The sequence below is a fragment of the Solibacillus sp. FSL R5-0691 genome (assembly GCF_037974225.1).
In the GTDB taxonomy this organism is placed as follows: Bacteria; Bacillota; Bacilli; order Bacillales_A; family Planococcaceae; genus Solibacillus.
The window spans coordinates 239,835-252,044 of the sequence record NZ_CP150231.1 but is presented as its reverse complement, the minus strand read 5'-3'; the positions used below and the strand labels follow the sequence as shown (position 1 = coordinate 252,044).

The 12,210-nt window shown below is 35.3% G+C and carries 12 protein-coding genes and 1 riboswitch; of the genes, 2 read left to right on the top strand and 10 right to left on the bottom strand.

All coding sequences use genetic code 11. The features are described 5' to 3' along the window. Nucleotides 1–163: 163 nt before the first annotated feature. Nucleotides 164–619: a transcriptional regulator gene (locus tag MKY51_RS01275; RefSeq protein WP_339174822.1), complete on the bottom strand. Its 456-nt coding sequence runs from the start codon at nucleotides 617–619 to the stop codon at nucleotides 164–166. Between the two features lie 265 nt (nucleotides 620–884). Here MKY51_RS01275 and MKY51_RS01270 point away from each other — a divergent pair, with 265 nt between their 5' ends. Continuing rightward, entirely contained in the window at nucleotides 885–1,475 is a 591-nt protein-coding gene (locus MKY51_RS01270; RefSeq protein ID WP_339174821.1) for a recombinase family protein, read from the top strand. 139 nt (nucleotides 1,476–1,614) lie between these two features. Here MKY51_RS01270 and MKY51_RS01265 read toward each other — a convergent pair whose 3' ends face one another. Both MKY51_RS01265 and MKY51_RS01260 read right to left on the bottom strand, forming a co-directional pair. After that, a complete protein-coding gene (locus MKY51_RS01265) occupies nucleotides 1,615–2,325 on the bottom strand; it encodes a hypothetical protein (RefSeq protein WP_339174820.1) in 711 nt (236 codons plus the stop codon). A 15-nt stretch (nucleotides 2,326–2,340) separates the two neighbouring features. Further along, nucleotides 2,341–2,634 (bottom strand): YjcQ family protein, encoded by a 294-nt coding sequence (locus tag MKY51_RS01260; protein ID WP_339174818.1) that lies wholly within the window; start codon nucleotides 2,632–2,634, stop codon nucleotides 2,341–2,343. A gap of 204 nt (nucleotides 2,635–2,838) precedes the next feature. On the opposite strand from MKY51_RS01260, the gene MKY51_RS01255 reads away from it, so the two are divergent. Next, complete coding sequence (locus MKY51_RS01255; RefSeq protein WP_339174817.1) at nucleotides 2,839–3,099, top strand: helix-turn-helix transcriptional regulator; 261 nt, start codon at nucleotides 2,839–2,841, stop codon at nucleotides 3,097–3,099. A 19-nt stretch (nucleotides 3,100–3,118) separates the two neighbouring features. Here the strand turns inward: MKY51_RS01255 and MKY51_RS01250 are convergent, their stop codons facing one another. The 7 genes from MKY51_RS01250 to MKY51_RS01220 form a co-directional block, all read right to left on the bottom strand. Continuing rightward, a complete protein-coding gene (locus tag MKY51_RS01250) occupies nucleotides 3,119–3,421 on the bottom strand; it encodes a hypothetical protein (protein WP_339174816.1) in 303 nt (100 codons plus the stop codon). A gap of 390 nt (nucleotides 3,422–3,811) precedes the next feature. Then, nucleotides 3,812–5,188 carry a DUF3578 domain-containing protein gene (locus tag MKY51_RS01245; protein ID WP_339174815.1) on the bottom strand — a complete coding sequence of 459 codons (1,377 nt, stop codon included), beginning with the start codon at nucleotides 5,186–5,188 and terminating at the stop codon, nucleotides 3,812–3,814. Between the two features lie 990 nt (nucleotides 5,189–6,178). Further along, the gene (locus tag MKY51_RS01240; protein ID WP_339174814.1) at nucleotides 6,179–7,183 is read right to left on the bottom strand and encodes a tyrosine-type recombinase/integrase; all 1,005 of its coding nucleotides are present in this window, start codon (nucleotides 7,181–7,183) and stop codon (nucleotides 6,179–6,181) included. A 93-nt stretch (nucleotides 7,184–7,276) separates the two neighbouring features. Continuing rightward, nucleotides 7,277–8,572 carry a nucleobase:cation symporter-2 family protein gene (locus MKY51_RS01235; protein ID WP_339174812.1) on the bottom strand — a complete coding sequence of 432 codons (1,296 nt, stop codon included), beginning with the start codon at nucleotides 8,570–8,572 and terminating at the stop codon, nucleotides 7,277–7,279. 89 nt (nucleotides 8,573–8,661) lie between these two features. Continuing rightward, a complete protein-coding gene (locus tag MKY51_RS01230; RefSeq protein WP_251690506.1) occupies nucleotides 8,662–9,234 on the bottom strand; it encodes a xanthine phosphoribosyltransferase in 573 nt (190 codons plus the stop codon). A gap of 144 nt (nucleotides 9,235–9,378) precedes the next feature. After that, nucleotides 9,379–9,480, bottom strand: a riboswitch (purine riboswitch). 125 nt (nucleotides 9,481–9,605) lie between these two features. Beyond that, on the bottom strand, nucleotides 9,606–10,301 hold the full coding sequence (locus MKY51_RS01225; RefSeq protein WP_339174810.1) for an RNA 2'-phosphotransferase: 696 nt from the start codon (nucleotides 10,299–10,301) through the stop codon (nucleotides 9,606–9,608). Nucleotides 10,302–10,525: 224 nt separating this feature from the next. Further along, a complete protein-coding gene (locus tag MKY51_RS01220) occupies nucleotides 10,526–11,983 on the bottom strand; it encodes an amino acid permease (protein ID WP_339174809.1) in 1,458 nt (485 codons plus the stop codon). Between the last annotated feature and the right edge of the window lie 227 nt (nucleotides 11,984–12,210).

Genomic DNA, 12,210 nt, shown 5'->3' with positions numbered 1-12,210 from the left:
TTATTATTTTTTATTTATTTATGTTCCTAGCTAGTACTTAGCTAGAAATTTAAGTCTGTATATCTAAGTCTGTATAAGTAAGTATGTATAACGTCTATATTTCAGACTACTAAGTACTGATAATCAACATTTCAAAAGTTCAATATTCATACTCACTTATTTGTTAATCACTAATTTTGTTACTTTGCTTTAATAATAATCCACCAAACCGCATCCTATCATTCTCTGTAGCTTTAGAGATTTCAGCCTGACGCATTTCTAATTCCCTTACTTTCGTTGGAACTTGACTAGTTAACTCTGATTTAGATAAGGGCTGCATTGGTAAATAGATATTATTATTATTTTTATGCTTATCAACTTTAATTAGCCCAACTTCTACTAAACGTTTGTTAGCTTCTAAGATGCTTGAACGACCACAGTTCAAGTAATCTCTTAACTGGGGAATTGTTGGGAATGCATAACCATATTTTTCGTTATACAACTCCAGATACTTAATATATAGAACAAAATCTAGAGGCTTGATTAGCCCCAACTGTAAGTAGTAGAACAGGTCTGTTGACACCTTTTCAAACCTTTCATTAACATTTTTTGTCGCAATCGACTTTGATGATTTAATCATTTAATTCCTCCTTTCCTCCACTAATGAACTTGCATTAAAAGGTTAGTTTAAGACACCCCCAGTAAAATAAAATAATCTTTCCATCCCCTAATAAATAAAGTTCGTATTTATGTACTTGCATTAAAATTTAATTTTGAGACAACTAATATTAAACGTATCAAAATATCAACACTTCTTGACACCGTTACAAAATAGCGTTATATTAGGCCTTAAGAAGGATCAAAAAGTAAGGTCAAATAACATAACCAGTTTAGGAGAAATATAAATGATTTTTGGATATGCACGCGTTAGTACAGATAAACAGGATTTAGATATTCAAGTGAAGGCTTTAAAAGAGGCTGGGGCTACTAAAATATACAAAGAAAAGATTAGCGGAACTTCGACTAATAAAAAGGAACTTACCGAACTTTTAGCTACGATTAAAAGCGGAGATACATTAATAGTTACTAAAGCGGATCGGATTGCACGTTCTTTATCACAACTAGAAAAAGTTGTTACAGATTTAACCTCGAACGGTGTCACAGTTAATATTCTGAACATGGGTACGTTTACAGCAGAGAATATTGATAATCCAATGACAAAGCTTTTATTTAATGTCTTAGGGGCATTTGCAGAATTTGAACGTTCAATGATTATCGAACGCACACAAGAAGGTATTAGGGATGCTAAAGAAAAAGGTGTGAAGTTTGGTAGAAAGTCTAAAACTTATAAAATTGAAGGTGCACTATTACATGCTATTGAAAAAGTGGAACGCGGTGAAATGTCACAACCAGAGGCAGCCGATTACGCTAAGTGTAGTATTGCAACTTTTAAACGACGTATAAAGGAATATAGACAACAAAAAGAGGAGATATAATACACTCCTTTTTTTATTGTGCAAAAAAAGTTTTCAAATCTGGTATCTATATTGTGCAATAATTCAATTTGCACAATTCTACACAATTACGAAAACCATATTAAACCATGATTTCTTCTTTTAACTTTTGTGCTTTAAACTATCTAGTAAGTTCGTTCCTAATTTTACTTTGTATTTGTTCTTTTAATTCGCCTATAACTTTAATTAACTCAGAATTTTCATTTCTTAACTCTTTCATAAAATCTGCATCATTATAATAACGATAATCCGGATCGTAATTTAACCATAGTTCGTGAACTTTTTCTAACAGTTCTCTCGTAATTTCAGCTAGGTCCTCTGAGAAATAAAATTGGTTTAATATAAAATAGTTATTTGCATTTATGAACTGTTCTTCAGCTTCATTATATTTAATCCTTTCCAAACGTTCTTTTAGTTTTCTTATACCTTCTGGTTTATCTGTGTCCCAAAGTCCTAGTATTTCTTCCCGGTCTTTAATTGTAAATAATCTTTCTTCCATGAAATGTTGTATATCTTGTTTACCTGCATTACTATAATTTAAAGTTCGAATATTGCCACGTAAACGCATTACTTCCCCAGTACATAATTCGAGTTTTTTATATAATTCAGGATAATGTTCATGTTTTTTTACAGTGAATAATTCAAACTCTTTATATAACTTATTTTGATCATGCCTTATACCTTCTATCTCTTTGTTAATATAACCTTTATGATTCTCTAAAGACCTCTCAAATCTACTAGTAATAATTTTCTTTAATATGTAAAATGCTATTGTACTAAATGCCGCTGACGAGATTATTACATCCAAATAATTGCTTAATAAGTCGTTCATTATAGACACCTACCTTTAAATTTTAAGCCAATCTCTTGCTTCTTTAATGCTATTGTATGTTTTGGTCCAAGCATTATTTTCTTCTAAAAAATTGATACCCTTAAATGTCAACTTTGCAGAATCTATAGAGACATAATATACTTCATCATCAGCATATAAAATTGAAACTCCATTTAATAACTCTTCATTTTTAATTAGTATTATAATCTCATTCCACTGTTCTTTATTAAGTTCATATTCGTCAAATTTCGGAATATTCCCTTTGTCTATTTCTTTTAGAATACTATAAATCAATTTTTTTCGATTCATTTCCCTCACCTCATATGATTTATTCGATATTTCAATGACAAAATCCTACATTTAACTTGAAGTTATTATAAAAGGTGACGCCACGGTCATAACTCTATATTCAAGAAACTAAGTAATTTCCCATTATTAATATTTTATGTTTTATCTCAAATGTCCTTTTCAGCTATATAAATGCAAGTACTTATTTGGAAAGGAGTGAAGCAGATGAGTTATCATTTAACAAACATCAACAAAACTGTATACGGTACAAAATTATCCCATAACGATGTATACGTCATTTTAGAGTTATATTTTCTTTTTAACTGGACTCAAAATAATTTAGCTAAAGAATTCAATGTAACAAAAGATACTATTAGAAAAATAGTAAATGGGAAATCACGAAAAGATTGTTTTTACCTATACAAATATCAGCGAGATACACATATACCGCAATTAGACGATCTAGTAAAAAAACATATAAAATAAGTGTTTAAGAGTAGCTAACTTAATCGTGGCTACTCTTTTCTTTTAACAAAGTTTTTCTTAATAATTGGTTAACTAATTCAGATTGGCTTCCTTTACCTTTAATGTTGCCATAGTAAAGAAATGCCTTGTGAACATCTGAATCCAAATAAATAGACACTTGTTTTTTTACTTCTTTCTGATACCCATAATTCAAACTTTTGATAAACTCTTTATCAATACCTTTTTCAAACTCCTCGTTTTGATTACTTACTCTATTATTACAATCACACTCTGTTAAGTTTGTTTCGATTATAACCTTAACTACATTACTACGATTATCCATTGTACCGCCCCCTTAAATTCATGAATGAAATGTAACAATAATCAGTTAGTAGAACTACAATAAAAGCATAATTAACCCAATAACCCTCTTAAACAAGAATAAAGTTTAAAGTAGATATTATATTATTTTTCGCAAGTTTACACACCATAACACGAGAATTCACAGCCCACTATTGCCCTCTCGTGTCATATAATACACTTTTCATTTACCACTATAGAATTTACTAAGCGTAGTATTGTTACATTTATACAACGTATATAGGAATACACTGAAAGCAAAAGAACATTGCAAAGCCTTACAAAAGGAATTATTAATACAAACGCAGTAATATAACTATTTTAATATTTATCCTCGTTATACAAAAAAGAGGACCTTATAAGGCCCCCTCAATTAATGTTCAAATTTACATTTGTACATAATAGGTTTCATTTCAATAACGTCTTCATCATCACCATTCGGAAAGGGTGAAAATTCAGCAAAGATTCGTTGCTTCGCATACCCGACATATTCGACAAGAACTAATTTATATTTATCTTTCAATTCTTTCGCTACTTGTAATTCTCTTTCTGATAAATAGAAAGTAAAATCCTTTTTACCGCCCATTGAACTACCTTTAACCTCAAGATAAACTTTTTCCGCAATACCGCCAGAGTTAACTTCTATACTTTGAATATCGAAGCCATGACCGTCCAACTCTAAAGATACGTGCTTAACAGAACTTACAAGGTCATTGTATCCAGAATCCCTCAATTGTTGTATCTTTTGTTTAAATACAAAGTCCTCTGCTTCTTTGCCTACCTTACTATTATGTTCAGCCTTAGCCGCTAATAATTTTTTGTGTAAATCTGGGTCAATTTTTGATTTTGATTTACTATCCAGTGAAAGTTGTTTGGAATTAGAATCCACACTTTGTTCTACTTCACCTTCAGAATTATTCTTTAAAAGTGTTTTTTCCAGAACCTCGAAGTAATCTTCAAACACAAAATCGTAAAATAATTCCAACATCAATGATAAATCTTGTTTTAAAATTGCTTTATCCATATTTGTAACAGAATATTTTTTTGATACAATTACAGATTTTTCATAGTGTTCAGCAACAGTTCCTTTAGTATCGCCAAGATCAATTGCCCCTGGTTCAATTCCTTCGAATCTTGAATCTCCCGCAATTACTTCCATAATTTTTTGTGCAGGTACTTTTGCCATCTCCTCCAACTTCTTAGGGTCTTTGTCCGACACTGCATAAGCGATCGACAAGAATGCATTTTCTCCATTAGAGTCAAATAAGAGAACGACGTAAACCCCCTCACTAAATCCCGACTTTGAAATTCTATCATCACGGATACCTATCCACACACTTCTCGCGGCACTGCCTTGCCCCAACGAAGCGTCTACAATAAGATTATCCTTAAACTCATTTGCCTCTGTGACTTCAGTAAATATGCCTTTTAAACCAACTTTTATAGTTCTTCCCACTAGTCCATTTACAACCCCTTTTTTTCTTTCAAGAAATGCCGGAATAGCAATAGGAAATAGTTTTAAGCCATCTACTAAATCACCATTTAATGTTAGTTCATTAATAACATCAACCGTTTTTAGTATTTGTTCATTTGACCAATCTTCTTTTTGTAAATTTTGAGTTAGCGTATTTCTCGAAATATCCATTAACCTTGAGAAATCACCTTTTTTAATTTTACTCGCATTTAGAAATTCCTCAACTAACTTCCCAACATTTACCCCATTATTTCGAATACTTTCTAAACCTACCACATTGATCTCCCCTTCCGTTTTCCAAAACTAACCAAAACAATTAGTTTTCTTACAATTAGGTTAATACAGATTAAAATATATGTCAACGGCACAGACTCAATATTTTTTATTTTTGCACAAAATTATTATATAAAACGTTGATATAACAGCTTTTAATTGATTTTCGTTAACTTAAAAATAAATAATTTTTTTGTTATTATTTAATAAAACGAAAACAATTAACGATAAAAAAAGAAAAAATTAAACCCATTACATCCAATTTGTTTATCTAATCCACCAATCACCAAGTATATTTTCACTATTAAAATTTCACGCAATTAAGTTGCTTTTTTTCATTAGAGAATTATCATGAAGACAGAATTGAGGAAACGGCTTGGTGCGAAAATGTTTGCCTACGTCTTAGAAACTAACTTAATAGAAACTAAAACATAGGCAGCCATTCGCATAATTTCATGAATCCGTCATTTGAGGTATCCGTATATGTTGCCCTTGTTAAATGCGTGATTTCTCACCATACACCTACTACCTACTTCTGCCCCCGATAGTTGCTGTAATCCGTTTTACGTGTCGTACACGTAGCGTAAATGCTTATCCTACTGTTTGTGAGGAACTCGGCAACAATTACTTTATGTGATGTACTCTGCAAGCCCGTAAGCCATCAGACCTTCCACTCCTAGCTGTTAATGGTCGCTAACACCATTCAGACACCTGCATCAACAAGGAGATACAATTGGTATCCTAGACTTAGTTATTGCGTCGGCTAAGTCATAACCTTTCCAGTTTTATTTCGATTCGAGTTAGTGGGCAACCTCGAAAGAACTGTTAGCACCTAAAAAAGACAACAGGAAACTAGACCTTTGCATTTCAACTTTTTTTCAAGTAGAATGAAGGTATAATTGTTCGTATTTAATTGATCTCGATTAACGCGATGTACTAACGTGTCGCCAAACACTTAGTACGTGGGAGAGTGTTTACAGCACTCTCTCTTTTTTAATGTCTCCTAACCTTATAAACTTGGTTCTGTAGCGGACTATACATCGAATGTTGCTTTTGTAACGTCTGTTCATCAAAGAATACATACTTTTTAGTCGTGCTAATCTGTGAATGTCCTGCAATAGCTTGTACCGCAAATAAACTCGCACCATTCTTTAATAACTCCGTAATCCCCTGTCTTCTAAAATCATGACAAGTAAAGTTCTTAGTAATGCCCGCCTTTGCTACATAGCGTTTTATACTTCTTCTGAATGTATCTTCAGATAATCTTTCACCATACCAATTTAAAAAAACATACGAAACATCACCAAAAGCTGCTTTGTTTTCTGTAATTAATTTACTCAACATTTTTACAGTGATATTTGAAAGAGGTATTACCCGATGCCTCCTATCCTTCGCTTTATTCGAGGGCAAATTTATCTTATGTGTCGCAAAATTAATATCCGATTCCTCTAGGGTAATCGCCTCGTGCATTCTAAGGCAGGTATCATATAAGACATGCATAAACACCTTGTCACGCCATTGTGGATACAATTTTACGTCTGGCACATTCAGTAAACGCTTCATTTCTTCATCTGTCAGTAGTTCTGCTTTATACGCATCTACACGAAGGTATTTAATTGCCAACATTACATTCTCTGCGATAAGCTGTTCCTTCTCTAGAAAGGAATAGAATGTCTTCAAAAAACGGATTCGTGCATTAATTGTTTGGGTAGATAATCCAGCAACTTTCGTTTTGATATTGTAATGATCTTCTTTCATATAATTGATGTACTCATATACTATCTCCGTTGTTAATTCATCTGTATATTCAAGTTCATAGCCTTTGTAAGTTAACCAATTACGAAAGAAACGGTAATGTTCCTCATAAGAAACTATTGTCGGTCTACGAACATTCAGTGCCTTTTTTCCATTCAAAAATACTCTATACGAATGGTCATACGTAAACTTAGATACTTCTGCTTCCTCTTCAAAATCACGTTTATATACTTTTCTACGCAAAAAAATCACCCACCTCAACTAAATTAATAGTCAAAATAGGCGACAACGTTCTAATTCTAACGAGAATGTGGGGTACTCATTAGAACCTTCTATTTAATTTGCTTCCCCAACATGCATAGGATCAACACGCTTCGTCCCGACCATATTAAACAACACATTCAAAAATATCGCCGTTACAGATCCAGCAACAATCCCGTTCGAAGTCAAAATCGACATCCATGACGGAAGGTTTTCGAAAATGCCTGGTACTGTAGCAACGCCGATTCCAAGACCGACGCCAAGTGCTGCAACCATTGCGTTTTCCATTGATTTTGCGATTTCCGGTGCTAGCATTCTAACACCTTGTGTAATAACCATACCGAACATTGCCAACATCGCTGCACCTAGTACTGGTGTTGGAATGATTGTTGTTAATGCTGCAAGTTTTGGGAGGAATCCAAGCGCTACCAGCATACCGCCTGTAATGAAGATGACTTTGCGGTCGCGTACGCCTGACATTTGGATCAGTCCTACGTTTTGTGAGAATGTTGTGTACGGGAAGGCATTGAAAATACCACCGATAATCGATGCTAGTCCTTCTGCACGGTACCCTTTTGATAAATCTTTTGAAGTTAAATCTTTTTTTGTAATATCACTTAATGCATAGTACACACCTGTTGATTCAACTAGTGATACCATTGCCACCAATGTCATCGTTAAAATTGCGGAGGCACTGAATGTCGGTGTCGCCAGGTAGAATGGTTGCATAATGTGCAGCCAAGACGCTTCGGCAACTGGTGCAAAATCAACCTTGCCCATGAAAATACCGATAACTGTCCCTGATACCATACCTAGTAAAATCGCAATCGCACGAACGAAGCCAACTGTGAAACGGTAAATTACTAAAATAATTAGTAACGTAATAAACGCCAACGCCACATTTGAACCGGATGCAAAGTCTGCTGCCCCTTGTCCGCCAGCCATATTGTTAATAGCTACTGGAATTAAGCTGATCCCGATAATCGTTACAACTGAACCTGTTACAACAGGCGGGAAGAATTTAATTAATTTCCCGAAAAGACCACCGATTAATACGATAATCAGACCCGATGCGATAATCGCTCCGTAAACATCACCTAAGCTGCCACCAGAACCGATTGCGATAATCGGACTTACTGCTGTAAACGTACAGCCTAATACAACTGGTAACCCAATGCCGATTACTTTCCCTTTCCATACTTGGAATAGTGTTGCTACCCCACACATGAAAATATCGATTGCTACTAAATACGTCATTTGTGCTGAACTGAACCCTAATGCCCCACCGATAATTAATGGTACTAAAATGGCTCCTGCATACATTGCCAACAAATGCTGAATTCCAAGCATTGTTGCTTTCGTGTTATTCATAAAAAGTTTTCCTCCAATATATGTGTACTCTTGCTGAGCTAATTTACATCGTCTGAACTTATGACCTTTTAAAAATATGTGCTGCTAAATTAATCGTAAAATTCTACTTTGCCGTTTGCCAATGATTTAATATTTGCCAATGATTCGATGCGCAGTCCTTGCTCGCGTAAAATTTTCCCGCCCTCTTGGAAGCCTTTTTCGATTACGATACCGGCGCCGACAATTGTTGCACCTGCCTGGTTCGCAATGTCGATTAAGCCTTTCAATGCTTCGCCATTCGCTAAAAAGTCATCAATGATTACGACATTATCATCTGCCGTAATAAACTTATTTGATACTGAGATTTCATTTGTCTCGTTTTTCGTGAATGAATGTACTTTTGATGTGTACAGGTTGTCCGTTAAAGTAAGAGATTTGCGTTTCCGGGCAAAGACAACTGGTGCACCTAATGTTAATCCTAAAAAAGTTGAAGGTGCAATACCGGATGATTCAATCGTCAATACTTTCGTAATGATTTGATCCGAGTAACGTCTCGCAAATTCGTCGCCGATTTCTTTCATTAACAACGGGTCAATCTGGTGATTTAAAAACGAATCTACTTTTAACACTGTATCTGAAAGCACTTGGCCCTCTTTTTCTATTTTTTCTTTTAAAAGCTTCATGATAAAAAGCCCCTTCCCATTTGAATGTAAATAAAAAAACTCGAAAGGCAAGCTCCCTACGATGAGTGGAGCAAGACTTCCGAGTAAGTTCAAAAGTAATAACAAATGTATTGTACAAATCTTTAATAATTGGACAAATACATTCATTAAGCATGCTTCACTCATAGTCGGTTTATTTACGGTAAACCGGTAGAAACTTGCAAGCCTTATCCTTGCTATTATATGAGTGGCGAATATTTAATTTAACAATATGAATGTTCCAATTATAATCATGGAAATGATAGTTTGCAATAACATTTGAATAAAAAAACTATTCTTATTTTTCGGAAATTTGGTTAAAAAGTGAATTTTATTTGGGATAATGTTCGGTTTTAGACATTATTTTCTAATACTTTAGCTAAATTTTCTTTAAATTGTTCGAACTTCGAACCGTCTGCACCGAAGTAGCTCATGCTGCGGGTAACGAAAATTGACACTTTTTTGCCATCTTCATAAACCATTTCCGCAAATGGCCCTGCCTGCTCCAATAATTGTACTTTCGTCACTTCTTCATTAAAGATTGTTAACCGATCAGCATATCGTGCTTTAAATTGCTCGTATGCAGCAGTCCCTTGCAAAATTATAATTTCCGGCTGAAACTCATCCATTACTTCTTTAAAGATGACATTACCGCGCTCAAAATTAGCTGTATCCTCTTTTTTAGCTGTTTTCGCTTCATCCGCTGATTCCAACTGATACGTATTTAACGCTGTATAAATGAGCGATTCCCGATGCTGCTTTTCCAGCCAGTTTTCAAACTGTAAAGAGCCTTTGAACTCTCGGGGTGCTCCTTTAATTTCACTTAAATAAAGATCATGGAAAAGCTCCCTGTTCACTAATGACTCCGCAAAAGTCTGCTCGCTTCTTTCTTCTACTTTAAACAAAGGCACCGCGTGCGAACTTACTAGAAAGATACGGGATTTATACGGGTTCCCCTTTGTAAGAAATGGTCGATACAACACATCTTTACTGTCTTCCCCTTTTAACCACGGATATACTTTTTTATAGAAACCTTTTGAAATAGGCATGTTTTCACTTCCTTATTGTTCAGTGTTACTCTTTTTGATTCTTCTATAATACCACTCTTGCGGCCATCTTACTTGAGGAAATTATTCCTCACTTTTGTACAGATTATCCTCAAACAGTCTAGCATAATCCTCAATCACTCTCACTTATTCCTCATTATTGGATAATTAATCCTCAAAACAAAAAACGCAATGTCAGTCTACTAGCCCACATTGCGTTTCAGAAATTATTTATTCGATAAATCGCAGTCCTCTAAAGGAACAATTTTCGTTTTGTGTTTAAATTTATAGCCAAACCATAAAGCGGCAAACAGTGGTAAACCGATATATGAAACGACAACACCGTACCAGTCAATCGTTCCGCCCATGAACGCCATATAGTTTTGGCCCAGCACGACAATCATACATAGGGCAAAAGCAAATAACGGACCGAATGGGAAGAATTTCGATACATATGGTAAATCGCTCAGTGAATTTCCTTGTGCGACATAGGCACGACGGAATCGGTAATGACTGATTGCAATACCGAGCCAAGCGATGAAGCCGGACATTCCGGAAGCATTCAATAGCCAAATGTACACGACACCGTCACCGAAAAATGATGCAAGGAATGCTAATGAACCGACTGCCAAAGTAGCAAGAAGTGCATACATTGGAATACCGCGCTTTGTAATTTTCATGAACAGTTTTGGTGCTTTGCCTTCAACCGCTAACTGATAAAGCATACGACTTGCTGCATATAATCCAGAGTTCCCTGCTGATAACATTGCCGTTAAAATAATCGCATTCATAACAGATGCCGCAAACGCCACACCTAAGTTTTCAAATACTAATGTAAACGGGCTTGTCGCAATATCTTCTGATAAAAGACGTGAATCCGTATATGGAATAAGCAATCCGATTGCGCCGATTGCGAAAATATAAAATAGTAAAATACGCCAGAATACTGAACGTACAGCTTTTGGAATGTTTTTGCCCGGGTCATCTGTTTCTCCTGCCGTTACCCCAAGCATTTCCGTACCTTGGAATGAGAATCCGGCTGCAAGGAAAATACCGAACAGTGCAAGGAAACCGCCATTAAACGGTGCGTCGTCTTTCACGAAGTTCGTGAAGCCGACCGGATCGTTCCCGCCTAAAATCCCGAAAATCATTAAGAAGCTGACAATGATGAACACAATTACTGTCGCGACTTTAATCATCGCAAACCAGTACTCCGCTTCACCGAAAGCTTTTACTGACGCTAAGTTAAATGATAAAACAACTGCGATAAATAAAATTGTCCATAAAATTGATGAACTGTCCGGGAACCAGTACTTCATAATTAACGAAACAGCCGCAATTTCAGCTGCAATTGTAATTGCCCAGTTGTACCAATAGTTCCAGCCAAGCGCGAAGCCTAAAGCCGGGTCAACAAATTTTGTTGCATACGTACTAAACGAACCGGATGTTGGCATATAGGCAGCCATTTCCCCTAATGATGTCATTAAGAAATACACCATAACACCGATCAGTGCATATGCAAGTAATGCCCCGCCTGGACCTGCCTGTGCAATCGCACCACCTGATGCTAAAAATAAACCTGTACCGATTGTTCCGCCAAGCGAAATCATCGTTACATGGCGACTTTTTAATCCTCTTTTCAGCTCATTTTTGTTACCGAGCTGATCTATTTTAATCTCACTCATGATCTTAAAAACTCCTTTGTTTTAGCCAATACTGTTGCAATAAGTGCGGCTGTCCATTAGCCGCTTTAACTTTTTAGCCAATTGAGGTGGTTTTTTAGCCAAAATTATACGTTTTTTAGCCTACTGAGCTAGTTTTTTAGCCAAATTTTTGTATTTTTTAGCCAATCCCCGCAACTTTTTAGCCACTCTCGCCTAAATCCGTAAAAAGAAAAACCACCACAAGTTTT

What these genes read in the sequence shown, in the direction of transcription:
- MKY51_RS01270 (WP_339174821.1), top strand. Translation starts at nt 885, where the DNA reads ATGATTTTTGGATATGCACGCGTTAGTACAGATAAACAGGATTTAGAT.
- MKY51_RS01255 (WP_339174817.1), top strand. Translation starts at nt 2,839, where the DNA reads ATGAGTTATCATTTAACAAACATCAACAAAACTGTATACGGTACAAAA.
- MKY51_RS01275 (WP_339174822.1), bottom strand. Translation starts at nt 619, where the DNA reads ATGATTAAATCATCAAAGTCGATTGCGACAAAAAATGTTAATGAAAGG.
- MKY51_RS01260 (WP_339174818.1), bottom strand. Translation starts at nt 2,634, where the DNA reads ATGAATCGAAAAAAATTGATTTATAGTATTCTAAAAGAAATAGACAAA.
- MKY51_RS01230 (WP_251690506.1), bottom strand. Translation starts at nt 9,234, where the DNA reads ATGAAGCTTTTAAAAGAAAAAATAGAAAAAGAGGGCCAAGTGCTTTCA.
- MKY51_RS01235 (WP_339174812.1), bottom strand. Translation starts at nt 8,572, where the DNA reads ATGAATAACACGAAAGCAACAATGCTTGGAATTCAGCATTTGTTGGCA.
- MKY51_RS01220 (WP_339174809.1), bottom strand. Translation starts at nt 11,983, where the DNA reads ATGAGTGAGATTAAAATAGATCAGCTCGGTAACAAAAATGAGCTGAAA.
- MKY51_RS01265 (WP_339174820.1), bottom strand. Translation starts at nt 2,325, where the DNA reads ATGAACGACTTATTAAGCAATTATTTGGATGTAATAATCTCGTCAGCG.
- MKY51_RS01225 (WP_339174810.1), bottom strand. Translation starts at nt 10,301, where the DNA reads ATGCCTATTTCAAAAGGTTTCTATAAAAAAGTATATCCGTGGTTAAAA.
- MKY51_RS01250 (WP_339174816.1), bottom strand. Translation starts at nt 3,421, where the DNA reads ATGGATAATCGTAGTAATGTAGTTAAGGTTATAATCGAAACAAACTTA.